Source organism: Bacillus sp. FJAT-29814, from assembly GCF_001510715.1.
In the GTDB taxonomy this organism is placed as follows: domain Bacteria; phylum Bacillota; class Bacilli; order Bacillales; family Cytobacillaceae; genus Neobacillus.
This window is the reverse complement of sequence record NZ_LMTJ01000005.1, coordinates 156,913-179,837: the sequence shown is the minus strand read 5'-3', so window position 1 is coordinate 179,837 and position 22,925 is coordinate 156,913. Positions and strand designations below refer to the sequence as shown.

The following is a 22,925-nucleotide window of genomic DNA, read 5'->3' as shown; positions in this document are numbered from 1 at the left end:
GCCACTGTTGCTGGGGATTTTTACTTTTTTATTCAAAGGTAATCTTATCAACCGTTTCACGATCTAAACGTTTAATCACTTCAACAATGAGTTTTACAGCATTTTCATAGTCATCGCGGTGAAGCATCGCCGCGTGAGAATGGATGTAACGGGTAGCAATGGTGATGGCCAGTGCCGGAACGCCATTATGGGTCAGGTGAATTGAGCCCGCATCTGTGCCGCCGCCAGGGATGGATTCGAACTGATAAGGAATGTTCAATTCATCGGCCACATCAGTGACAAAGTCGCGCAATCCCTTATGAGCCACCATAGAAGCATCATAGACAACCACTTGAGGGCCTTTGCCCATTTTACTCATCGCTTCTTTTTCAGTAATTCCCGGAGTGTCGCCCGCAATACCTACGTCAACAGCAAAGCCGATATCCGGTTGGATTTTGTAGGTTGCCGTCTTGGCACCACGCAGGCCAACCTCTTCCTGAACAGCCCCAACCCCATAAACCTCGTTCGGATGGTCTGCATCCTTTAATTGTTTCAATACATCAATGGCAATCGCACAGCCAATTCGGTTATCCCACGCTTTTGCCAGCAGCATCTTTTCATTATTCATAACGGTAAACTCAAAATAAGGCACGACCATATCGCCTGGACGCACGCCCCACTCCTGGGCCTCTTCACGGCTTGATGCACCGATATCAATGAACATATCTTTAATCTCAATCGGTTTCTTGCGGGCCTCTGCTGAGAGGACATGCGGCGGCTTGGAACCGATAATGCCGGTTACGTCGCCTTTTCTCGTCACGATTGTTACACGTTGGGCAAGCATGACTTGACCCCACCAGCCTCCGACTGTTTGGAAGCGCAGGAAGCCTTTATCATCGATTTGGGTTACCATGAAGCCAACTTCATCCAAGTGGCCGGCCACCATAATTTTCGGTCCGCCCTCTTTGCCCACTTTCTTGGCAATCAAGCTGCCGAGGCTGTCAGAAGTTATTTCATCTGCATACGGAGCTATGTATTTCTTCATGACTTCACGCACTTCACGCTCATTGCCGGGTATTCCTTTGGCATCGGTTAATTCTTTTAGCATTGTCAATGTTTCATCCAGTTGTTTTGCCATGAGTATTTGACCCCCTTTTTATGTATGTACAATTTTCATTATAACGAAAATTCAGGACAATGAACAAATTTAATAGTTGTTTTGTTGTCTTAGATAATTTACTTCATTTTTGTGAAAATATGCCTGTTGAATTTCCTCTTGGGTTATCCCCAATAAGCCTGCGAGGGCCATGTAGGACTTAAATAAGACAAGAAAATCTTCAAAGCTTTTGCTATTTTGAAAAACGCTCGTTTGTTGATAGACCTTTAAAAATTGCTCTGTCAGGGTTTCTGCTGCCGGGAGTGCCCCGTCCAAGGAAAATTCCTTCTCATCAAAGCCGCAGACAATCCCCAGTGATAAAATGAAATGGATTCCATCTACAAATTCCTCAAGAATCACGTCTTGCGGTGAAGAGGGCTTTACGCTCCAAAATTTAAAGCAGCGGGTTTCATTCGCCAACTCCCCAACCTCAACCAATAACGCGAGAACCTTTCGTGAAAATAAATCCTCATTTAGAAGGCCATGTTTTTCCTCGATATGAGTATCCAACGCCTTTTGCATGTGAAAAAGTTTTTTTAATTGCATAATCTATTCCTCCCTCGAAAAATTATAGCAGGATTTGAAACTTTTTACACACTCGTTCGTAGATAGAGAAAATGAGTGTAGGAGGCTTACAGATGGTTGTATGGATACTGCGCTTCATATTATTGGGACTTATTGTTTTTTTATTTTACCGGGCTGTAAAATACTTGGTCCAACCAACAAGGAAACTAGAGTCGGCAAGGAAGCATCACCAGTTTTTCATGAGCGATCATGACGATGTGCGAAAAAATATCGTACTCACCTACAAGGGCGCCGTGTTTGCCGGTGAAAAATACATGGGACCCACCGACGAAACATTTGATGTCGTGTCAATCTCGCTGTGGCCGGAAAACACTGCCTCGTTAAAAGGGATGGTCAGAGAGGATTTTTGCTTCATCGACAGAAAAATAAAAGAGCATTATCCAAATGCCGAAATTAACTGGAGAAGTCCGGTAAAGGAATTTTTGTATGAAAAATAGCCGCTACGATAAGCGGCTATTTTAATTGATAAACAAATAGGATGAGTTCAATGATGGCCAAGAGTGGAAATCCGATTTTGAATTGCAGATGCTTCGTTTTATGCCGAAAAAACTTCATTCCGGCTGTTGCACCGACAGCGCCGCCCAAAATGGCCACGAGCCATAAAGTTTTTTCCTGAATCCGATACTCGTGCTTTCTGGCCCGGCTTTTGTCGACTCCCATCAAGATGAACCCTGCCCCATTCATAATGATAAATGCCGCAAGGAAAACGATATTCTCATTCATATATATAAGCTCCCTATAGAAAAAGCCATCCTCGTATAGAGAATGGCTATTTATTGATTACTTGTTGAATTGTTGTTTTGCAACGTTTGCTAATTCAGTGAATGCTGCTGCATCACTTACTGCAAGTTCAGCAAGCATTTTGCGGTTTACTTCGATACCGGCAAGCTTTAAGCCATGCATTAAACGGCTGTAAGAAAGACCGTTGATGCGAGCTGCTGCGTTGATACGAGTGATCCAAAGTTTGCGGAAGTCGCGCTTTTTCTGGCGACGGTCACGAAATGCATATTGCAATGATTTCATAACCTGCTGGTTAGCAACTTTGTATAATGTATGTTTTGAACCGAAATAACCTTTAGCTAATTTAAGAACTTTTTTACGACGTTTGCGAGTAACTGTACCGCCTTTTACACGTGGCATGTAATTTCCCTCCTAGTTTAAATCAATGCTTATCTATTACTTCACGTTAGTTAATAACTGACGAATGCGCTTGAAATCGCCTTTTGAAACAAGAGAAGATTTGCGAAGCTTACGCTTTGCTTTTGTTGATTTGTTTGCAAATAAGTGGCTTGTATAAGCATGGTCACGCTTTAGTTGACCAGTTCCAGTTTTCTTAAAACGCTTAGCCGCGCCTCTGTGAGTTTTCATTTTTGGCATTGGGAAGTCCTCCTTATTACTTATCGTTTTTAGGTGCTAATACCAAGAACATGCTTCGGCCATCCATCTTTGGATGAGATTCAACCGTTGACACTTCCTTGCATAGCTCAGCAAAACGGTCCAACACTTTCTGACCGATTTCTTTATGGGTAATCGCCCGTCCCTTAAATCGAATCGAAGCTTTTACCTTATCGCCTTTTTCCAAAAACTTGATTGCATTGCGAAGCTTTGTATTAAAGTCATGCTCATCAATCGTTGGGCTTAGACGAACCTCTTTTGTCGTGATAATTTTTTGGTTCTTCCGAGCTTCTTTTTCTTTCTTCTGCTGCTCGAATTTAAATTTGCCGTAGTCCATAATCCGGGCTACCGGAGGCTTTGCGTTCGGTGCAACAAGCACTAAATCCAGATTCACTCTTCCGGCAATCTCCAGCGCTTCGTTTTTGGATTTAATCCCCAATTGTTCGCCGTTTTGATCAATCAGGCGTACTTCACGAGCGCGAATCCCCTCATTTAACAACATGTCTTTGCTAATAATTAGCCACCTCCAAGGTTTAATCAAGAATACTTTTGTCCGGGACCGTTCCCCCTCTGATTCTATCACGGATTGGCAGTCCGAAAGCAAATAAAAAAGTGCGGATGAACACACCCACACTTACGAAACATAGTTAAAAAACTAAATAGTCCACGTAAAACCTGCTAACAGCCAAATCGCGTCAAATCAGGTGAGAAGCGGGTGCTTCTTCTTTTCCCAGTAACTAGTATTCAATTTTATACCTTAGTAACTATATCATAAGCGAAAGCCACATGTCAAATGGACTTTTTTATGACAACGAAATTTATTTTAGCAGGAAACCAAAAATTATTCAACAATTTTTTATGAATTTCTCCATTGGAAAAGTTAACAAAATATTCAAATCTATTTCATGTATTATTTGTTAGGATTAATTTGAGTCTAAGAAAGGATGTGGCATATGGCCTATAAAAATCGAACACAGCCCGAGGAATTAATCATTTTGAGATTGTTAAATATTCGAATGATCTTGTCGGAAGCTGATAAGCAGTACTACTTTGCGCTTAAAAAGGGGTATGAAGGGGAGGTCATGTTTGATCAGTTAACAGAAAAGCTCCAATGCGAATGCTATGTTTTAAATGATTTGCTGCTTAAAGTGAACAACAAAACATTTCAAATTGACACGCTGATTATTCTTTATAAAAAAATCCTGATTTTTGAAGTGAAAAATTATGAAGGCGATTATTTTTACGAGGTTGGTAAAGAGTCCGATCGTCTTTACAAGCTGCCCAAGACCGAATATGATAATCCACTAACCCAATTAACTCGAAGTGATTCTTTGCTCCGCCAAATGCTTCAGGGTCTCCATGTAAACCTGCCAATTGAGGCCAATGTCGTTTTTATCCATTCCAAGTTCACCTTATACCAAGCTCCCCTCGACAAGCCGTTTATTTTTCCAACCCAGATTATAAGCTATTTAGAAAAATTGGATAAATCCTCTTTGAGGCTAACTGAAAGTCACAGACGATTGGCCGACAAGCTCATTTCTTTGCATATCAAAAAATCTCCTTTTACGCAGTTGCCCGCTTATCGATATGAGCAGTTGAGAAAAGGGAATACTTGTGGAATATGCCATTCTTTTTCAGTTATTGTCAACGGAAAGAGGTGTGTTTGCTTGGAGTGTGGGCATGAAGAGTGCGTGACGGATGCAGTTTTGCGGAATGTGGGGGAGATTAGGCTTCTTTTTCCGGGGATGAAAATAACCACTAATTTGGTTTATGAGTGGTGTGGGGGGATGATTAATAATAAAAGAATTAGTAGGATATTAAACCAGCATTTTCAAATTAATGGGGTTGGTCCTTGGGCTTTTTACGAGTAAGCTTTTAATGGCAGAAGAATAAATAACTACATCTACCCTTCTATAGGGGAATTTTGCCTTTGATTATCCAGTTACTTACAAACCAAAGACATTTTCACTTCTATCTGGGGCTGTTTTGTCTTTAAGAAGCTTGATCAAAGACAATTTTACCTCTTAACCTGGGGATTTTGTCTTCGATTATCCAGTTACTTACAAATCAAAGACATTTTCACTTCTATCTGGGGCCGTTTTGTCTTGAAGAAGCTTGATCAAAGACAATTTTGCCTCTTTACCTGGGATTTTGTCTTCGATTATCCAGTTACTTACAAATCAAAGACATTTTCACTTCTATCTGGGGCCGTTTTGTCTTTAAGATGCTTAATCAAGGACAATTTGACCCTTTTCTCGAGGGATTTTGTCTTTGATTATCCAAATACATACAAAAAGGCCGTTCTCGTCTCTTCCACCGTCGCTCTTATCCTTAAAAAGAAAAAAGGGAGATCCACTCTCCCTTTTCAGAAAAAACTATCTTTGCACTTCCGCCTTCAAAGCCGTCAGAAACTCCTCAAACGCCACAGTCTCAGACTTTTGTTCACCATATTTACGAACATTGACGGCCTGTTCAGCCACTTCCTTGTCACCAACCACGAGCATATACGGAATCTTTTGCATCTGCGCTTCACGGATTTTATAGCCGATTTTTTCATCACGACCATCCAACTCCACGCGGAAGCCTGCCGCTTTAAGCTGCTCTTGGACCTGGCGCGCATAATCGTAATGCGCTTCCGGCGATACCGGAATCACTTGAACCTGTACCGGCGCGAGCCAAGTTGGGAATGCACCCTTGTATTCTTCAATCAGATAGGCCACAAAGCGCTCCATTGTGGAGACCACACCACGGTGGATCACAACCGGGCGGTGCTGCTTACCGTCTTCACCGACATACGTTAAATCAAAGCGTTCAGGCAGTAAGAAATCCAACTGAACAGTCGATAAAGTTTCGTCCTTACCCAATGCAGTTCTCACTTGAACATCAAGCTTAGGACCGTAGAATGCAGCTTCCCCTTCAGCTTCAAAATAATCAAGCCCAAGGTCGTCCATCGCTGCTTTAAGCATACTTTGTGCTTTTTCCCACATCGCGTCATCATCAAAGTATTTTTCCTTATCCTGAGGATCACGATAGGACAACCGGAACGAATATTCCTTAATGTCAAAGTCTTTGTAAACCTCCAGAATCAGTCGAACAACCCGTTGGAATTCTTCCTTGATTTGATCTGGACGGACAAAGATATGAGCGTCATTCAACGTCATCCCGCGAACGCGCTGCAGACCCGACAACGCACCGGACATTTCATAACGGTGCATCGTGCCAAGCTCGGCAATCCGAATTGGTAGCTCGCGGTAGCTGTGCATCGCATTTTTATATACCATCATATGGTGCGGACAGTTCATCGGACGAAGTACCAGTTGCTCGTTGTCCATATCCATGACCGGGAACATATCTTCATGGTAATGATCCCAGTGGCCGGAAGTCTTGTACAATTCAACGTTGGCCATAATTGGTGTATAAACATGGTCGTAGCCTAAGCTTACTTCTTTATCAACAATATAACGCTCCACAATTCGGCGGATGGTTGCGCCCTTTGGCAGCCAGAGCGGCAACCCTTGACCGACCTTTTGCGAAGTAGTAAATAGGTTTAGTTCTTTACCGAGTTTACGGTGGTCGCGCTCTTTTGCTTCTTCCAGCAAACGGAGATGCTCAGCCAAATCTTCCTTCTTGAAAAAGGCCGTTCCATATACGCGCTGCAGCATTTTGTTATTACTGTCGCCACGCCAGTAAGCACCCGCAATGCTTAACAGCTTAAACTCTTTAATTTTCCCAGTCGACGGAACATGAATACCGCGGCAAAGGTCGAAGAATTCGCCCTGCTCATAAATGGTCACTTGCTCATCATCCGGAATCGCTTCGATCAATTCAAGCTTATATTCGTCGTCGATTTCCTTAAAGAGCTGAATCGCCTCGGCACGGCTGACTTCTTTGCGGACAACCTCAAGGTTTTCACTTACGATTTTCGCCATTTCTTTTTCAATTTTAGGCAGGTCTTCCGGAGTTAGGGACTCTTCTAGATCCATATCGTAGTAGAATCCGCCTTCAATAACCGGACCGACACCAAGCTTAGCTCCAGGGTACAGGCGCTTCACCGCTTGAGCCATTAAGTGAGCTGTGCTGTGGCGCAATACCTCGAGGGCATCTGCCGAATCTGGTGTCACGATTTCTATCGAGCCGTCTTCATGCAAAGGACGGCCCAGGTCAACCATTTGTCCGTTAAATTTACCGGCAATTGCCTTTTTCTTTAGGCCCGGGCTAATCGAAGCAGCGATATCTTCTGTTGTCGTGCCGCGCGGAAACTCCTTTACTGCTCCGTCCGGAAACGCAATTTTAACAACGTCTGACATAACAATTCCTCCATTTCCGCGTTTTATAACGCTTTTTAAAAATAAAAAAACCCGTCCCTAAGGAATAGGGACGAGTTTGTTAACACGTGGTTCCACCCAATTTTTCATTTTTCGCACTAGTAAGCAAAAAATGACTTTAGTTCAGGTAACGGCTGCGGCCGTCAACAATTACTAACCTCCCAACAGAGGGGTTCACTGCTGAAGTTTAAAGGTGGTAAGTATTTCTTTCGTATTAGGAGGCTTCCAGCCATGACCTCCCTCTCTTGAAACCGTAAAAAAATACTGTTGTCCTTATCATTACTTTTGATGTGAATTAAACTATGTACAGTATTATAATGATATATTTTTGAAAAAGCAACTTATTATCCTAATTATTTTGACATTTTCTCTATCTATCCGTGGGTTTTTGCCGAAGTCCCGCCACCTTCGCGATTCTTTAATTCTCTTAGGCCGTGGTAGGCACGGACAATCACTCTTTCTTCAAAAATATTTTTGATTGTCCTTACCAGCGGGGCATCCTCATCCTTGACGTATAGGAAAATGGCGGTCGGCGCTATCGATAACAACGGGGCAATCGAAGCGGAGTCGACATAGACAGGATGATTGACAAGCAATCTTCGGTCAATCATTTTTGTTAACTCGCCGCGTTTAATTTCCTGCAGGTCCTCATTGTAAAAGGTAATTTCCTCATCAAATAACAGGTGGAGCGTTTCCATTTTCGGCTCGCGATTTGTCAGAAAGTCCCGTAGCATTTGGACAAACATTTGGTACTCCTGCTCCATTTTGTATTCGTCAATGGAAATTTCTACGTAGCTTTCCAGCATTTCGAGATACGAGCGGAGGCGAAATTTTACAAACGAATCAAATGAAAAGGAAACATTCTCCTGCAAAACGTGGTCAATGGCTTCTTTAATTTTTGGTTCCTCAACCCTTTCTTTTAAAAAACTGGTCAAATCAACCCTTTGGCCGTCCATTACGGAATAGAGAATCTCTAAAATTTGCTGCTGTTCCTCAAAGTCCTCGAAATAAAACTGGTTCATCAAAATTTCACGAAACCAATCATCACGTTTTATTACTGTAATAAAATCATAAAATGCCGCTTTAAATTGCTGAAAAAACTCCTCTGAAACGGAACCGTTTAAAACTTTTACTATATGTCGATCTTCAAAAAGAAGAATATTTTCATAATCTGGATTATACTTTAGACATTCCCGCAAATGGTGATAAAACTTGTTTGCATCCTGTTTGCTTTGGAAGATGATTTCTGCCAACCAAATCCCCCCTTTAACCAAATCTCTGTTTTAATATATATGGGGAACTTGGCCAAAATAGAAGTTGGCAGTTGGCTGGATTTATTATTTGGCGAAAAAAAAAGACTGCCAATTATAATTGGCAATCCACATAAAATTATTACTAAAATGATTAACGACGGTTTGGCCCCACAACGTGGACAGGTTCGCTCAGGGACCGAATTCGTTCCATAATCCGCATCGCCTTCATTTTTTCCTCTTCGCCGCGCTGGCTGTAGGTCAGATGGTGCTCGAGCCCTTGAAAATCAAAATTGGAAGTAAAGAATGTCGGAAGGCTCTCGAGCATCCGGAATTGCAGAATCGGCCCCAATACCTCATCCCTTGTCCAACTCGACATCGCTTCGGCACCGATATCATCCAGCATCAAAATGGGTTCCTTTTTCAATGCCTCAATTTTTTCGTTTAAACTGGAGTCGGCAATCGAACTCTTTAACTCTCTAAATAACTCAGGAACATACACAATCATCGAGGAAATCTGTTTTTTTGCCAGTTCATTGGCAATAGCCCCTAAAATATACGATTTTCCTACTCCGAATTTTCCGTACAGATATAGTCCCTTCGCCTTTTTGCCGCTTTCATAATTCATCAGGAAAGTAGCTGCCTTGTCGCCTGCATCCAGTCTGCCGGGGTCCCCTTCAAAATCTTCAAAGGTGGCTTTCAAGATATCCTTAGGGACATAAAGACTTTTAATCAGCTTTTCATTTTTCGCTTTTTCATCTGCCATGATTTTTCTTGGACAGCGCTTGTAGATCACATCGATGGCATTACGATTAATGACGAGTTCGGGATGGTAGCCTTTCATGAAATTCATGCAGCCTTCAAGGCTTTCGCATTTATTGCATTCCTTGCTCTGATTTGTATACTCAAAAAGCTTGCTCATGCCTTTTTCAATCATGGTCTGATTAATTTCGTTTTGATGCTGCATTAAAAACGCTTTGACACCGGGGTTTTGCAGCACCTGCTGGCGCTCCTGCTCATAGCGCTTTTGAAAGTTCTCGTTCCCTGCCAGTTTCTTTAATGTTTGATTGATTTTTTCCAACCTTGGTCACCCCCTTATTTGCGAAAAGCCTTTAATTTTTCTTCCATTGCGCGTTTTTTGGCTTCTATATCGGTATCGTTTGACTGTGGTGAAATTTTTTCAGTCACTGCAGGATCATTATCGAACCAATCAGGGATTAGCTCTTTACGCACCGGCTTTTTCCTGCCAGCCCATCCTGCCTTTTTATTTTCCATTTCTTTATAATCCTTGCGCGCGTATTCGATTGCATCCATTACCGTTTTTAATTGGAGCCTGGCCCAATGACCGGCAATTTTCTCGACATATGATTTTGTGAATTTTTTATCTGCCAGCAGCATGACGTACCAAATCAGGACATTAACAACTCCAGGGAGGAGCTTTTGCGTGATCATGATGTCCTCAATAATTTTTATGTCCCCGGAAGGCGGCGTTCCGCCATCTGAAAGATCGGTTAACACCTTTAGCGGTGAAACATTCTCAAAATAGTGAATTAATTGTTCATCTTTGGTTTTTGGTTCAACGACCCTGCTTTTGTAGACAGGAGGCTGAGTTCGTTCAACCAGGCTTGGAAGTTGGTCATAATGAACAAATTGATACCAATCGCGCGCCCCTTTTCTTAAATCCTCAATATCAATCTCATCATGCTCATTAAGGGCACCAAGGATAAAATTCTTCATTTCAATGGCATTAATCCCGTACAGAAATGCCAAATTGCTAATCACATTTTTTACCTTTGGCGTCAGGGCTTTTTTCGGCACGAGCGATTCCTTTAATCCGGCCATTAACAGGTCGAAGTCAAAGGTATTCTGGTCAATTTGGATGGGGTCCGCTTCAGTCCGGCCGATAAAATGTTGATTTTCTTCGGCTTTGATTTCCCCGGATACCCCCTGAATATATTCCATGCTAGCCGGGGAAGCCGCTTCAAATACATCCTGGAAGGCTCTGGTCACATCATGATATTCTTCCTTCGGGATTTTCTGATCGGAGAAAAAGCGCTTTAATCTGGCAAAATGATTTTTGCCGATTTTTCGATATAGGAAAATGTTAAGCATTCCATCCAGAAAAAATTGTTCGGGATTGAGCGGCGGATAAAGCTCATATATAAAAGAGCGCTCCCCATCAACGTTTTTGACATAGCATTTTAGCAGGCCGATGCCTTCAAGCTTTAAACGTGCTTCATAAATATCATTTAGGTTTACTCCTAACAGGTTCATCAATAAATGATGGGTGGAGGTTTCCCCCCACAGCCGATTTTCCTCAAGCTCTGCCCAAAGCGTCATATAGAGGCTTAAGCAGGACGAGCCAATTAGGGGCTGATATAGGAATGTCAGCACTTTCCGGTCATAATCATGCAACAGCCCATTTGCTGTCACAATATAACGATCGATTGGAAGTATTTCCTGCCAATGCTGCACCATAACTCTAAAGCCTCCCCATTCTAAGCAAAAAAGAGCCCCAAACAGCTCTTTATGATTTCTCTTTTTTAATCAATTCCTTTAATTCGTCAATAAAGACATTAATATCTTTAAATTGGCGGTAAACGGAAGCAAACCGGACATAGGCGACTTCATCGACCTGTGCAAGCCTGTCCATGACCATTTCGCCGACTGCTTCACTTTTAATTTCTGAAACCCCTTGGCTGCGAAGCGCTTTTTCTACACCATGGGTAATGTCTTCCAATTCCTTTAACGCAACAGGACGCTTTTCACACGCTTTAATCAACCCGCGAAGTATTTTGTCGCGGCTGAACTCCTCTCTGGTTCCCTCTTTTTTGACAACGATTAACGGAATCTCTTCGATTTTCTCAAAGGTGGTAAAACGATAGCCGCATTCTTCACACTCTCGTCTTCTCCTTGTGGCACGTCCTTCATCAACAGGACGAGAATCGAGGACCCGTGTACCATAATGTTGACAGGAAGGGCATTTCATCGAATCAACTCCAACTCTTTGCGGCTTTGACTTTTCCGCACTTTATCCCGAATAAACGGGCAATAATATATACTACTATCTTATAAAAAAGCTGTCCTTTTCACAAGTACAACTGTCATCCGTTTTTTCTGGTGCCAACAAGGGTATGTAATTGATTAATTTTCTGATAGTAGGCGTTAATTCGCTTTTTTAAAATCGGATAAGTCCCCAGCGGCGAAAACTTTTCGGAGGAAATATTAAAATCAACTGCTGTTTCCATCCCCTTGACCGAAACGACTGTGGCAATTAAAAAACAAGGGAACGGCTTATTGACTTCAACAGCAATTTCCCCGTGTTCTTTTGAAACGGTCGTAACCTGACAATCCGCATCCTCCCTGAACATTTTTTCCACAGATTCGAACAGCTGGTTGAAAGTTGCTTTATAATAGTGCGTTTTTAAGGCATCATCCGTTTGATGATCTGCTGTTTCAATTTCCCTTTTAAACCGTGTAAATAGCCCCATAATAATCCTCCTGAAAAATCACTTTATCATTATTTTATAACAATAATCCAAAAAAATAAAAAGAGGTGTATCTGCTACACCTCTACATTCATCCATTAATTAAGTATTAAAGGGCTTTTGCCTGCTTTACGTGTACAGGGCCCATGCCGCGTGGAATTTCAATGTTCTCACGAGTTTTGGCATTCAAGGCTTCAGCGATATAATCAGCAGCAACATTTGGATTCAAATCTCCGCAAGTAAACACGTCAATGCTTGCATATCCATGTTCCGGAAAGCTGTGGATGGTTAGGTGCGATTCAGAAATAATCACGACACCGCTCACGCCTTGCGGGGCAAATTTGTGAAATGCCACTTCGCGAATTTCCGCTCCAGATTTAAGAGCCGCTTCCACAAAAGTCTTTTCGATAAAATCCATATCGTTCAATTTTTCAAGGTTGCATCCCCATAATTCGGAGATCACATGACGTCCCATTGTTTCCATATTTAATTCCCCCTCGAGACTTTTTGAGCCCTTCTTAAAACCCTGATATTGATGGTAACGGCCAATTACCACGGGGGAAAGTTAGTCCAAAGAGGTCCTAACCCTTTAAGTAATCAGACGGCACCTAATTATAAGAAGTTCACGATGACTAGTATACTTTGTTTATATTTTTTTTGCAACCTATGAAAGCCAAAACATATGTAAAAAGCTGCCAGATTAAAGGCAGCTTTTCCGTTCTATTAACCGACTTTTACTTGGTTCATTTTCGCCAATTCCGCAGCCACGAACAAACTAAGGTCAACCACTCTTGCCGAATAACCCCATTCATTGTCGTACCAAGCTAGAACCTTCACTTTTCTTGTCCCCATTACTATTGTTGATAGTCCATCGATAATCGCGGAATGCTCGTTTGTATTAAAATCAACGGAAACCAATGGCTCCATTGTAAAATCGAGGATTCCTTTCAGTGAGCCGGAAGCTGCTTCCTTAAATGCATTGTTAATATCATCCATGGTTACATCTTGTTTCAAGTCGACCACCAAATCAACTAGCGATACATTAGGGGTTGGAACGCGTAGTGCCATTCCGTGCAATTTCCCTTTCAGCTGCGGCAGCACAAGCGATATGGCTTTGGCAGCACCTGTCGTGGTTGGAATGATGGATTGTCCGCATGCACGCGCTCTCCGAAGATCCTTGTGCGGGTTATCGATATTTTTTTGATCATTTGTATAGGAATGAACGGTTGTCATCAAACCGCTTTCAATTCCAAACTTGTCGTCCAAAACTTTAGCGACCGGGCCAAGACAATTTGTTGTACAAGAAGCATTGGAAATAATGTCGTGCTGATGAATATCCAGCATCTCTTCATTAACACCCATTACGATGGTAACATCTTCGTTTTTACCCGGCGCGGTCAAGATCACCTTCTTGGCTCCTGCATCCAGGTGAAGTGCTGCTTTTTCTCTGGAGTTAAATTTCCCGGTCGCTTCTATGACAATATCAATTCCCAGCTCTTTCCATGGCAGCTGCTCTGGATTGCGATTGCTTAACAGCTTGATTCTTTTCCCATTCACTAAAAGTTCATTATCTAAAGGGATGACATCTCCCTGAAATGTTCCATGATTGGTATCATATTTAATTAAATGTGCTAACGTTTCAGCCGGATAACTGGCATTAATGGCTACCACATCAAGCCTCTTTTCAAGGATTGCTTGTCTAAATACCATTCTCCCGATTCTCCCAAACCCATTAATTGCTATTCTGGCCTTCATTTTGCGGCTCCTTCCGTATTAATGTTATACTCTATTCACCCTTTGTTGGTAATAGTATAACACATTAGTCTGGAATTGTGATGAACAAATAGCTCATTTTTTAAATGTTTAACAATTCAGATAATTAGGGACGAAAAAAAGAAGAGATCACACTCTCTTCTCTTCCATTACACTATCGTTTTCCCGATACCCCAGCCAGACAAAATTTCCACAAGCTGTGTCCGGCTTTCCTCAATTGTTCCATTATTATCAATGACCGCGTCGGCCAGTTTAACTTTTTCCGATAAAGGCATTTGCGAACTGATTCTTGCCTCCGCATCCTCTTTAGTCAGGCTGTTTCTCTCCATCAGCCGTTTTAATTGAGTCGCTGGATCTACATAGACAAGCAGGGTTTTATCGGCCATAAATGTTAGCTTGCTTTCAAACAAGAGCGGAATATCTAGTACAAGGACCTCTTCGTTTTTCCGGACAGCCTCCTCAATTTGCCGCTTCATTCGATTTCTGACTTCCGGATGGACAATGGAATTAAGGATTTGCCGTTTTTCCGCTTGATGAAAAATAATTGCTCCCAGCTTTTGCCGGTCAATTTCCCCATCAGGCAACAAGATCCCTTCGCCAAATGCCGCCATAATTTTTTGATGAGCCGGTTCCCCTTTTTGGACAGCAAGACGGGCCTCTACATCTGCATCAATGACTGTTACTCCCATTTCCTTTAACATATTTGATACGGTACTTTTTCCACTGGCAATCCCGCCTGTTAATCCAATAACTAGTGACATCCTTCGTATCCTTTCTTTTCGTTAGATTTTCCAAATCCCTATGATAATTAAGAGCACTCCCGGCAAAAAGGCGAACCGCTGAACCCAATCAAACTTATGAAATAAACTTCCACTCTTAATCCCGAAGAATACGAATAATGAACTCATCACCGCAACCGAGATTGCCAGGTTAATTGGCGAAAACCCAAGCATGGCCGCCCCGATCCCAGCACCAAAAGAATCCAGCGACAGGGCAAAGCCTAGCATAAATGCCTCAATCCCAGTAATGGTTCCGGACTGGTCAAAATCGGCCGACATCGGCTTTCTTAAAATATTGATGGCCAAGCCGAGGGAACGAATTTCAAAGTTTACAATCATTTTTTCATGTTCAACGGGCTCTTTCTCCTTCTCCGGGCGAAAAAATTGATACAATACCCAAACGCCGAGTCCGATAAGAATGATTCCCCCAAGGCTTTCGGTCATTCCCGGCGATAAAACCCTTTCGAGGCCGTGCCCAATGGACACAGCGATCATCAGCGAGACAGCTGAGCATGTAGCAATAATAAGGATGGACTTAAATGGCATTGCCATTTTTCGTAATCCATAGGTAAATCCTACACTGAAGCTGTCGAGGCTAAGTGCAAATGCTAGGATGAGAAGTGAGAACAACTGACTCATGATGTCTAGAACTCCTTCCTAAAAATCATTACGATAGTATATGGAAGGAGCCCATCTTATGTGTTTAAAAGAAATGCGGAAGCGCCTTGTCCAGGGGCGACAGGCATAAGACGAGCCGGCGGGAAGGTTGTTCTTTAACCTTCCTGACGGATTGGCTTATGACCCCGAGCCCCTAGGCGCTGGAGCTAGACACTGTTCAAAGTACATGTTGTTATCAACTTAAACCTTCTGGCAGTTCGGGCAGAAATGTGTTCCTCTGCCGCCTACGGTTATCTTTTCAAGCGGTCGGCCGCAGCGTTTGCATTCTTCCCCCTGGCGCCCATAAGCATATAACTCGAGCTGGAACATGCCGATTTCCCCTTGAGAATTGACATAAGAGCGAATCGTGCTGCCGCCCTTTTTCACAGCTTCACTCAAAGTGGCGACAATCTCCCGGTGGAGTTCGGTTATTTCCGGTTCCGTCAGCGAACTAGCGATTCTTTCTGGGTGAATCCCCGCTCTAAACAAGGCTTCATCTACATAAATATTGCCAAGCCCGACAAGCAAATTTTGGTCCAACAATGCCGGTTTGACTTTGCGGTTTGTTTTTCTTAGTTTTTCAGTCAAATATTCAACTGTGAACTCCTCGGAAAACGGCTCGGGACCGAGGGCAATCAGGGGCGGATAGTTGAATTCATCCCCTTTTTTGTATAGATGCATCGTTCCAAACTTGCGGACATCTCGATACCTCAATTCCGTTCCATCAGTAAAATGAAAGATGACGTGTGTATGCTTGTCGTAAGGTTCGTCACCGGGATGGAGTCCATAGCGGCCTTCCATCCTTAGGTGCGATACCAAAGCGAATGTATCTGTATAGATGATTAAAAATTTCCCTCTTCGTCCGACATCAACAATGGTCTCACCTTTTAATGCATCGATAAATTGCTCCACCTCGACGGGGTTTTTAATAATTTTTGGCCAATGGATCGTCACTTGGTCGATCGTTTTATGAAGAACTAGCTTTATTAAAGTTTTTCTGACAGTTTCCACTTCAGGAAGCTCCGGCATTTTGGAGAACCCCCTTTTTCAAGTTATTGTCCAGCTGAAGCGCCTAGGGGCTTCAGCATATCTTTTTATTTTGCATCAAACCATGTTGGCCCATATGAATAATCCACTTTTAACGGCACCGAAAGTTCAATCGCATTTTCCATTACTAACGGAACCAATTCTTTGAGGATTTCTACCTCTTCTTCAGGCGCTTCAAAAATCAATTCATCGTGCACCTGAAGCAGCAGCCTTGTTTTTAAATTTTTATCCTTTAAGGCTTCGTCCATGTCAATCATTGCTTTTTTAATGATGTCGGCTGCGCTTCCCTGAATCGGTGTATTCATCGCCGTTCTTTCCGCAAAGCTTCTCAGATTAAAGTTGCGGCTAGTGATTTCCGGTAGGTAGCGCCTTCTATGAAGCAAAGTGGTTACATAGCCACTTTGCTTTGCCATATGAACAATTTCATCCATATATTCCTTTACACCTGGATAACTATTAAGATAACGGTCGATAAAACTTCCCGCTTCTTTTCTTGTAATCCCTAACGATTGAGAAAGGCCGTAATCGCTGATGCCATAGACAATCCCGAAATTAACGGCCTTGGCATGTCGGCGCATATTTGAGGTTACTTCATCATCAGAGACATGAAAGACCTCCATTGCGGTTTTCGTATGGATATCAAGATCATCCCTAAACGCTTGAATCAACTTCTCATCCTTGGAAATATGAGCAAGGACTCGGAGCTCAATTTGCGAATAATCCGCAGCAAATATGGCCCAGCCCGGCTCAGATGGGACAAAGGCCTGACGAATTCTTCGGCCTTCCTCGAGGCGAATCGGAATATTTTGCAGATTTGGGTCAATCGAGCTTAACCGGCCGGTTGAGGTCAAGGTTTGTTGGAATCGCGTATGGACCTTCTGCGTTTTCGGATCAATGAACTTAAGCAATCCTTCAATATAAGTTGATTGCAGTTTGCCTAACTGCCTGTAAAGAAGGATATGCTCAATGATTTCATGCTTCCCTGCCAGCTTTTCCAACACATCGGCCGATGTTGAATAGCCCGTTTTGGTTTTTTTAAATGGCGGCAATCCCAATTTTTCAAAAAGAATCACACCGAGTTGTTTTGTTGAGTTTATATTGAATTTTTCTCCGGCCAATTCACATATTTTTTCTTCAATCTCGATGAGCCGTTCATTTAACTCTCTTCCCATCGCTTCAAGGCGCTCGCGTTCCACCTTGATCCCGGTAGATTCCATATCTGCCAATATGAGCGATAATGGCATTTCAAGTTCGGCAAATAATTCAAATTGTTCATTTCTATGTAATTCATCATCAAGTGTTTCCTGCAGCTGCGACATCACCATTGCCTTTCTGACCAAATGCCCGGCAAGTGCATCCCCTTCTGGAACTTTCCGCTTAGCGCCTTTACCGTAGAAGGATTCGTCGCTTTGGATATTTCTTACATTATATTTCCCTGCGATCGCTGCAAGGTCCTCGAGATTATCGGAAGGATTAATAATGTAAGACGCCACGAGTATATCAAACTCCACGCCTTTTAAATGGATATCATGCTTTCTTAATGATACTTCAGACCTCTTGGCATCATAGACCGTTTTCTTCTTCGTCTCGTCTTCAGCCCAATTTTTAAAGATTGAAGATTGGATGGCCGATTCTGTCGGCAAAAAGAATCGGCCATTTTCGTTGGCAATTCCAAATCCGATTATTTCGGCATAGTGATAGTTATCATCCAGCAATTCAACATAAAAATAACTATGGTCAGTAAACAGGTCGTCTGTTATTTCCGATGGTATTTCATAGGAGATTTCCTCCAGTTCTTGCTGTACCTCTGTATCAGTGGCTTCTCCCAACTTGTCCAAAAGAGAGGTAAAGCCCAATTCCTTAAACAAGGCAACGACCTTTTCTCTGGTGAATCCCTCATATTCTGTAGCTTCCACATCAATATTAACAGGTGCCTTCCGTTCAATGGTGGCTAGCTGTTTACTCATAAATGCTTGTTCTTTATTCCCTTCTAGCTTTTCCTTCAGCTTGGCACCGCTCACCTGGTCAATAGAGGAAAAAAGATTTTCCAGAGTGGAAAATTCCTTAAGCAGTTTGATGGCCGTCTTTTCACCGACTCCTGGAACACCAGGTATATTATCGGATGCATCACCCATCAAACCTTTCATATCGATAATTTGCTCAGGCACCAGACCGTACTTTTCCTGGACATGTTCCGGCGTGTATTCCTCGATATCGGTTATTCCTTTTCGGGTAATCCCGACTGTTGTTTTTGGAGAAGTGAGCTGTGTTAAATCCTTATCTCCGGAAATTACCTTTACATCATAATTGTTTTGTTCGGCAATTAAGGAAAGAGTGCCGATAATATCGTCGGCCTCATAATTTTCCAGCTCATATCTGGTGATGCCATAGGCATCCAAAAGTTCACGGATAAACGGAAACTGTTCTGACAGTTCAGGCGGTGTTTTTTGTCTTCCGCCCTTGTATTCCTTAAACGTTTGATGTCTGAATGTTGTCTTGCCGGCATCGAACGCAACCAGCATATGTGTTGGTTTTTCTTCCTCCATAATTTTCATCAGCATCATGGTAAAACCATAAACTGCATTGGTATGTATCCCTTTATCATTATTTAGGAGCGGCAATGCAAAAAAAGCACGGTATGCAATACTATTTCCGTCTATCAGCACCAGCTTTTTGTTTCCCATCTTTTCACCTTCAATTCCATTTTTTCTTGAGTTCGATAATAAATTCGCTGCCTTGTCCTGGGCTACTTTTGACATTAATATGGCCATGATGTGCTTCAACCAAATGTTTTACAATGGCAAGACCAAGTCCAGTCCCGCCGGAGTTTCGGCTTCGTGCCCGGTCCACCCGGTAAAACCGCTCAAATATCCTCGGAATTTCTTCTTTTTCTATTCCGACTCCGGAATCCTTTACATGGATCATCACATGGTCAGACTGGTCAACAAGTCTTACTGTAACCTCTCCTTTTTCGGGTGTATAAGTGATCGCATTGCCGATTAAATTGATGAACACTTGCTTTAAACGGTCGAAATCGCCTTGAATGAACACCGGTTCTGTAAGACTGATAAATTCAAGCTTGATATCCTTAGCCTCCGCTTTGCCGTTGAGCAATGGTATGACTTCTTCGAGCAGGTCATGCAAGTCCAATTTCTGAATATTTAACTGAAAACCTTGCTGTTCAATTTTTGAAAGCTCGAGCAAGTCCTGAATTAACGATTGAAGCCTGTCGCTTTCCTTTAAGATAATCGATAAAAAGGCTTCAAGTGTTTCTTTATTGTTCATTGCCCCATCCAAAAGTGTCTCTGTAAATCCTTTTATCGAGGTAACCGGTGTTTTTAATTCATGTGATACATTGGCTACAAAATCCTTCCGCATTTGCTCGAGTTTTTTTAATTCGGTAATATCGTGAAAAACGAGCAAAACTCCTTTCCAAACATTGTCCGTTCCGATTATTGGCACTCCGTAAACATCAAAATAGCGTCTTTCAATTGCTAATGGCAATAGCAATTGTTTATTTACCTTTTGTTCAGTTCGGAAAACCTCGGCAACCAAGTAGGATACTTCTCTATTGTCAATGACTTGGTAATAAATCTTATTTAGGTAATCGGATGGTTCAACCTGGAAAATATCTATAAACCCTCTATTGACTAAGTTAATGGTGCCATGACTGTCGATTAATATTAAGCCCGCCCCTATATTTTCAATTAACGCAGTTAACCGGTCCTGCTGCATTTCTTGTTCTCGTACCAGTTCCTGAAGATTTTCCGCCAGCATATTTATAGATGTTGCCAGCATCTCTGCTTCATCCCGCCTGTCAATGGATGCACGTGCACGATAATTTCCCTTCGCCAGTTCAATTGCAACCTTTGTCACTTTTTCAATCGGTTTTGTATATTGAGATTTAATTCGAATGCCTAGATAGATTGTAATAATAAAGGACACCCATATACTGATAGAAATAATCCACCAAATCTGTCCATACATCTGGTTCAGTTCATACGTTTTGAAAATTTGTGCAAACAACATTTCTAATGCAACAACTAATACAGCAATGATCGATACTGCAATTAAAAGCTTTGTCCGAAATTTGTTCATTCCTGCTTAGGCTCCTCGAGCTTATAACCGAGACCACGAATCGTTTTGATATAAACCGGCTTTTTCGTGTCTGCCTCAATTTTTTCTCGCAGATGTGAAATATGTACGTCGACAATTCTAGTATCACCAGCAAAGTCATAATTCCAAACAGCGCTTAATAATTGGTCGCGGGTCATCACCCTGCCTTTGTTTTGGGCAAGGTATAATAAGAGTTCGAATTCCTTTAGCGTCAGCTCAAGCAGCTGGTCAGAAAAGAGTGCTTCATATTTTTCAGGATAGATTTTTAGCTTCCCGATATTGATTTGTGCCCCCTCATCGGAGTCTCCATCTACGGCTTCTTTTAGTTGTTGCGTTCTTCTTAAGATTGCCTTCACCCTGGCAATGACTTCTCTCGGGCTGAATGGTTTAACCATATAATCGTCCGCGCCAAGCTCTAACCCCAATATTTTATCCAGTTCGTCATCCTTTGCCGTCAGCATTAAAATGGGCGTCATAATTTTTTCTTGTCGAAGCTGCTTGCAGACTTCCATCCCATCTAATTTAGGAAGCATCAAATCTAGGACGATAATATCCGGTGCCTCGAGTTCAGCCATGCGTTTTCCTTCTTCTCCGTCCATAGCTGTGATTACGTCATATCCCGCCTGCTCCAAATTATATTGAAGCAAGGTTACAATCGATTGTTCATCATCAACGACCAATACTTTAGTTTTCATAAATGTTCATCACCCCGGTAAATGAATTTAGCTAATTTAGTCTCATTATAAACTAATTTGTCAAAGAATACTTCCTTTGCACACCTTATAGGGGAAAAGCAAAAAAGGAATGCTACAAACATTCCTTTTGTTTCATTAACTATTAAAAGTTATCCAGGGCTCTACCGTGAATGTCCTCGAGACGGTATGGGGGGCAAACGTTGAGGCTTCCGCTGATGACGGTTTCCTTATCCTCATTTGTCCCTACTACCTTGATGACAATAAAATGTTCCTCATTTCTTACCTCGGTGACCTCAAATAAAAATTCAACTGTTCCATAGTGATAAACGGGCTTTATGAAATCAATATGCTGAGTTAAGATATGGCTTCCCGGTCCAGGCATGTATTTTGAAATGGCAGAGGTAATCATGCCTGTCAGCATAATTCCGGGGACAATTGGCTTTTCAAACGGAGTTTGCGATGCGTAATCATGCTGAATGTATAGCGGGTTGGCGTCGTCCGTTAAACCTAAATAAAGGAGGATTTCCTTATCTTCCACCTTTTCGGTTAACGCCAATTTTTCACCAACGCTAATTTCTTCAATTCTTCTTCCCAGCTTTCGTTTTTTTCCTAATAGCATCCATAACACCTCCAACCTGTAAGCGATTTCATAACTATATAGAGAAATTCGGGGAACGATTGAACCCCGAATTCCATAAATTATTAAGCTAGTACATTCATTACATTGCGGACGGATTCAACCGACTTATCCAATGCCGCTTTTTCTTCAGCAGTCAATTCCAGTTCGATTACCTTTTCGATTCCGCTTGCACCAAGGATGGTCGGAACTCCAAGATAAATTCCATCGTAGCCATATTCACCTTCAAGGTAGGCAATCGAAGGTAATACTCGGCGCTGGTCTTTCAGAATAGCTTCACACATTTCCACTAAAGATGCAGCAGGTGCATAATAAGCGCTGCCATTGCCAAGCAGGTTGACAATTTCGCCGCCGCCTTTACGTGTACGTTCAACAATTTTATCAAGTCGATCTTTTGGAATTAATGTTTCTAGCGGGATTCCGCCTGCGTAGGAGTAACGTACTAGCGGTACCATGTCATCTCCATGTCCGCCTAATACAAAGCCGGTGATGTCTTTAACGGAAAAATTTAGTTCCTGTGCAACAAAGGTACGGAAGCGGGCTGTATCAAGAACACCCGATTGGCCGATTACCCGGTTTTTAGGAAAGCCTGATTCCCTAAAAACGGTATAAGTCATTGCATCAACAGGGTTCGTTAATACAACGATTGTACAATTAGGAGAATACTTTACTACTTCCTGTGTTACACTCTTCATAATCTTTTGGTTTGTTTGCACCAAGTCGTCACGGCTCATGCCTGGTTTGCGGGCAATGCCTGCTGTGATGACAACGATATCGGAATCTTTTGTGTCCTCGTAGTTGGATGTGCCGGTGATGTTGGCATCAAACCCTAGAACAGGGCTTGCTTCAAGCATATCTAAAGCCTTTCCTTTTGTCGGGTTTTCCATTTGCGGGATATCAACTAATACAACATCACCAAGTTCTTTTTGTGCAAGTAAGAATGCAGTTGTAGCTCCAGTAAAACCGCCGCCGATTACAGAAACCTTTTTACGCTTCAATGACATACCAGATCTCCCCTTTGTATGTAATGGATAGAGGCTGTC

At 42.3% G+C, this 22,925-nt stretch carries 24 protein-coding genes and 2 other annotated features; of the genes, 2 read left to right on the top strand and 22 right to left on the bottom strand.

Going from position 1 to position 22,925, the window contains the following annotated elements; genetic code table 11:
- Window positions 1-28: 28 nt before the first annotated feature.
- A complete protein-coding gene (locus tag AR334_RS13280; RefSeq protein WP_066311384.1) occupies window positions 29-1,117 on the bottom strand; it encodes a M42 family metallopeptidase in 1,089 nt (362 codons plus the stop codon).
- Window positions 1,118-1,186: 69 nt separating this feature from the next.
- On the bottom strand, window positions 1,187-1,681 hold the full coding sequence (locus tag AR334_RS13275) for a dUTP diphosphatase (RefSeq protein ID WP_066311378.1): 495 nt from the start codon (window positions 1,679-1,681) through the stop codon (window positions 1,187-1,189).
- A 92-nt stretch (window positions 1,682-1,773) separates the two neighbouring features.
- Between AR334_RS13275 and AR334_RS13270 the strand changes: the two genes are divergently transcribed.
- Window positions 1,774-2,157, top strand: coding sequence for a sigma-w pathway protein ysdB (locus tag AR334_RS13270; protein WP_066311375.1), 384 nt, complete (start codon window positions 1,774-1,776; stop codon window positions 2,155-2,157).
- A gap of 16 nt (window positions 2,158-2,173) precedes the next feature.
- On the opposite strand, the gene AR334_RS13265 is transcribed toward AR334_RS13270, so the two are convergent.
- From AR334_RS13265 to infC, 4 genes are read right to left on the bottom strand one after another with little or no spacing between them, the layout of a single operon-like run.
- On the bottom strand, window positions 2,174-2,443 hold the full coding sequence (locus AR334_RS13265) for a DUF1294 domain-containing protein (RefSeq protein ID WP_066311373.1): 270 nt from the start codon (window positions 2,441-2,443) through the stop codon (window positions 2,174-2,176).
- A 57-nt stretch (window positions 2,444-2,500) separates the two neighbouring features.
- A complete protein-coding gene (rplT, locus tag AR334_RS13260; RefSeq protein ID WP_066311372.1) occupies window positions 2,501-2,860 on the bottom strand; it encodes a 50S ribosomal protein L20 in 360 nt (119 codons plus the stop codon).
- A 36-nt stretch (window positions 2,861-2,896) separates the two neighbouring features.
- Window positions 2,897-3,097, bottom strand: a complete 201-nt coding sequence (gene rpmI / locus AR334_RS13255) for a 50S ribosomal protein L35 (RefSeq protein ID WP_066311369.1) — start codon at window positions 3,095-3,097, stop codon at window positions 2,897-2,899.
- Between the two features lie 16 nt (window positions 3,098-3,113).
- Window positions 3,114-3,632, bottom strand: a complete 519-nt coding sequence (infC, locus tag AR334_RS13250) for a translation initiation factor IF-3 (protein ID WP_172799234.1) — start codon at window positions 3,630-3,632, stop codon at window positions 3,114-3,116.
- 83 nt (window positions 3,633-3,715) lie between these two features.
- Window positions 3,716-3,848, bottom strand: a sequence feature (ribosomal protein L20 leader region).
- A 220-nt stretch (window positions 3,849-4,068) separates the two neighbouring features.
- On the opposite strand from infC, the gene AR334_RS13245 reads away from it, so the two are divergent.
- Entirely contained in the window at window positions 4,069-4,986 is a 918-nt protein-coding gene (locus AR334_RS13245; protein ID WP_066311364.1) for a nuclease-related domain-containing protein, read from the top strand.
- Between the two features lie 504 nt (window positions 4,987-5,490).
- Here AR334_RS13245 and thrS read toward each other — a convergent pair.
- From thrS to mdh, 16 genes are all read right to left on the bottom strand, one after another.
- A complete protein-coding gene (gene thrS / locus AR334_RS13240) occupies window positions 5,491-7,422 on the bottom strand; it encodes a threonine--tRNA ligase (RefSeq protein WP_066311363.1) in 1,932 nt (643 codons plus the stop codon).
- A gap of 63 nt (window positions 7,423-7,485) precedes the next feature.
- Window positions 7,486-7,729 (bottom strand) — a binding site (T-box leader).
- An 85-nt stretch (window positions 7,730-7,814) separates the two neighbouring features.
- A complete protein-coding gene (locus tag AR334_RS13235) occupies window positions 7,815-8,693 on the bottom strand; it encodes a putative sporulation protein YtxC (protein WP_066311361.1) in 879 nt (292 codons plus the stop codon).
- A 151-nt stretch (window positions 8,694-8,844) separates the two neighbouring features.
- Window positions 8,845-9,771: a primosomal protein DnaI gene (gene dnaI / locus AR334_RS13230; protein WP_066311356.1), complete on the bottom strand. Its 927-nt coding sequence runs from the start codon at window positions 9,769-9,771 to the stop codon at window positions 8,845-8,847.
- A 14-nt stretch (window positions 9,772-9,785) separates the two neighbouring features.
- Window positions 9,786-11,168, bottom strand: a complete 1,383-nt coding sequence (locus tag AR334_RS13225) for a replication initiation and membrane attachment family protein (protein ID WP_066311353.1) — start codon at window positions 11,166-11,168, stop codon at window positions 9,786-9,788.
- A gap of 49 nt (window positions 11,169-11,217) precedes the next feature.
- Entirely contained in the window at window positions 11,218-11,679 is a 462-nt protein-coding gene (nrdR, locus tag AR334_RS13220; RefSeq protein WP_066311350.1) for a transcriptional regulator NrdR, read from the bottom strand.
- Window positions 11,680-11,794: 115 nt separating this feature from the next.
- Complete coding sequence (locus AR334_RS13215; RefSeq protein WP_066311347.1) at window positions 11,795-12,181, bottom strand: hypothetical protein; 387 nt, start codon at window positions 12,179-12,181, stop codon at window positions 11,795-11,797.
- 106 nt (window positions 12,182-12,287) lie between these two features.
- The gene (gene speD / locus AR334_RS13210) at window positions 12,288-12,662 is read right to left on the bottom strand and encodes an adenosylmethionine decarboxylase (protein ID WP_066311338.1); all 375 of its coding nucleotides are present in this window, start codon (window positions 12,660-12,662) and stop codon (window positions 12,288-12,290) included.
- Between the two features lie 239 nt (window positions 12,663-12,901).
- A complete protein-coding gene (locus tag AR334_RS13205) occupies window positions 12,902-13,933 on the bottom strand; it encodes a glyceraldehyde-3-phosphate dehydrogenase (RefSeq protein ID WP_066311335.1) in 1,032 nt (343 codons plus the stop codon).
- 167 nt (window positions 13,934-14,100) lie between these two features.
- Window positions 14,101-14,712 (bottom strand): dephospho-CoA kinase, encoded by a 612-nt coding sequence (gene coaE, locus AR334_RS13200; RefSeq protein ID WP_066311332.1) that lies wholly within the window; start codon window positions 14,710-14,712, stop codon window positions 14,101-14,103.
- Between the two features lie 21 nt (window positions 14,713-14,733).
- A complete protein-coding gene (gene ytaF, locus AR334_RS13195) occupies window positions 14,734-15,369 on the bottom strand; it encodes a sporulation membrane protein YtaF (RefSeq protein WP_066311328.1) in 636 nt (211 codons plus the stop codon).
- Between the two features lie 219 nt (window positions 15,370-15,588).
- On the bottom strand, window positions 15,589-16,416 hold the full coding sequence (gene mutM, locus AR334_RS13190; RefSeq protein ID WP_066311326.1) for a DNA-formamidopyrimidine glycosylase: 828 nt from the start codon (window positions 16,414-16,416) through the stop codon (window positions 15,589-15,591).
- Between the two features lie 65 nt (window positions 16,417-16,481).
- The gene (polA, locus tag AR334_RS13185; RefSeq protein ID WP_066313823.1) at window positions 16,482-19,118 is read right to left on the bottom strand and encodes a DNA polymerase I; all 2,637 of its coding nucleotides are present in this window, start codon (window positions 19,116-19,118) and stop codon (window positions 16,482-16,484) included.
- A 10-nt stretch (window positions 19,119-19,128) separates the two neighbouring features.
- Window positions 19,129-20,532: a two-component system histidine kinase PnpS gene (gene pnpS / locus AR334_RS13180; protein WP_066311324.1), complete on the bottom strand. Its 1,404-nt coding sequence runs from the start codon at window positions 20,530-20,532 to the stop codon at window positions 19,129-19,131.
- A complete protein-coding gene (locus AR334_RS13175; protein WP_066311322.1) occupies window positions 20,529-21,245 on the bottom strand; it encodes a response regulator transcription factor in 717 nt (238 codons plus the stop codon). The genes pnpS and AR334_RS13175 overlap by 4 nt, the downstream gene beginning before the upstream one ends.
- Window positions 21,246-21,387: 142 nt before the next feature.
- Entirely contained in the window at window positions 21,388-21,864 is a 477-nt protein-coding gene (locus AR334_RS13170; protein ID WP_066311319.1) for a MaoC/PaaZ C-terminal domain-containing protein, read from the bottom strand.
- Between the two features lie 83 nt (window positions 21,865-21,947).
- Window positions 21,948-22,886 carry a malate dehydrogenase gene (mdh, locus tag AR334_RS13165; protein ID WP_066311316.1) on the bottom strand — a complete coding sequence of 313 codons (939 nt, stop codon included), beginning with the start codon at window positions 22,884-22,886 and terminating at the stop codon, window positions 21,948-21,950.
- Window positions 22,887-22,925: the final 39 nt, after the last annotated feature.

Coding starts and splice junctions, on each gene's coding strand:
- AR334_RS13280 (WP_066311384.1), bottom strand. CDS start 1,117: ATGGCAAAACAACTGGATGAAACATTGACAATGCTAAAAGAATTAACC.
- AR334_RS13275 (WP_066311378.1), bottom strand. CDS start 1,681: ATGCAATTAAAAAAACTTTTTCACATGCAAAAGGCGTTGGATACTCAT.
- AR334_RS13270 (WP_066311375.1), top strand. CDS start 1,774: ATGGTTGTATGGATACTGCGCTTCATATTATTGGGACTTATTGTTTTT.
- AR334_RS13265 (WP_066311373.1), bottom strand. CDS start 2,443: ATGAATGAGAATATCGTTTTCCTTGCGGCATTTATCATTATGAATGGG.
- rplT (WP_066311372.1), bottom strand. CDS start 2,860: ATGCCACGTGTAAAAGGCGGTACAGTTACTCGCAAACGTCGTAAAAAA.
- rpmI (WP_066311369.1), bottom strand. CDS start 3,097: ATGCCAAAAATGAAAACTCACAGAGGCGCGGCTAAGCGTTTTAAGAAA.
- AR334_RS13245 (WP_066311364.1), top strand. CDS start 4,069: ATGGCCTATAAAAATCGAACACAGCCCGAGGAATTAATCATTTTGAGA.
- thrS (WP_066311363.1), bottom strand. CDS start 7,422: ATGTCAGACGTTGTTAAAATTGCGTTTCCGGACGGAGCAGTAAAGGAG.
- AR334_RS13225 (WP_066311353.1), bottom strand. CDS start 11,168: ATGGTGCAGCATTGGCAGGAAATACTTCCAATCGATCGTTATATTGTG.
- nrdR (WP_066311350.1), bottom strand. CDS start 11,679: ATGAAATGCCCTTCCTGTCAACATTATGGTACACGGGTCCTCGATTCT.
- AR334_RS13215 (WP_066311347.1), bottom strand. CDS start 12,181: ATGGGGCTATTTACACGGTTTAAAAGGGAAATTGAAACAGCAGATCAT.
- speD (WP_066311338.1), bottom strand. CDS start 12,662: ATGGAAACAATGGGACGTCATGTGATCTCCGAATTATGGGGATGCAAC.
- AR334_RS13205 (WP_066311335.1), bottom strand. CDS start 13,933: ATGAAGGCCAGAATAGCAATTAATGGGTTTGGGAGAATCGGGAGAATG.
- coaE (WP_066311332.1), bottom strand. CDS start 14,712: ATGTCACTAGTTATTGGATTAACAGGCGGGATTGCCAGTGGAAAAAGT.
- ytaF (WP_066311328.1), bottom strand. CDS start 15,369: ATGAGTCAGTTGTTCTCACTTCTCATCCTAGCATTTGCACTTAGCCTC.
- mutM (WP_066311326.1), bottom strand. CDS start 16,416: ATGCCGGAGCTTCCTGAAGTGGAAACTGTCAGAAAAACTTTAATAAAG.
- polA (WP_066313823.1), bottom strand. CDS start 19,118: ATGGGAAACAAAAAGCTGGTGCTGATAGACGGAAATAGTATTGCATAC.
- pnpS (WP_066311324.1), bottom strand. CDS start 20,532: ATGAACAAATTTCGGACAAAGCTTTTAATTGCAGTATCGATCATTGCT.
- AR334_RS13175 (WP_066311322.1), bottom strand. CDS start 21,245: ATGAAAACTAAAGTATTGGTCGTTGATGATGAACAATCGATTGTAACC.
- AR334_RS13170 (WP_066311319.1), bottom strand. CDS start 21,864: ATGCTATTAGGAAAAAAACGAAAGCTGGGAAGAAGAATTGAAGAAATT.
- mdh (WP_066311316.1), bottom strand. CDS start 22,886: ATGTCATTGAAGCGTAAAAAGGTTTCTGTAATCGGCGGCGGTTTTACT.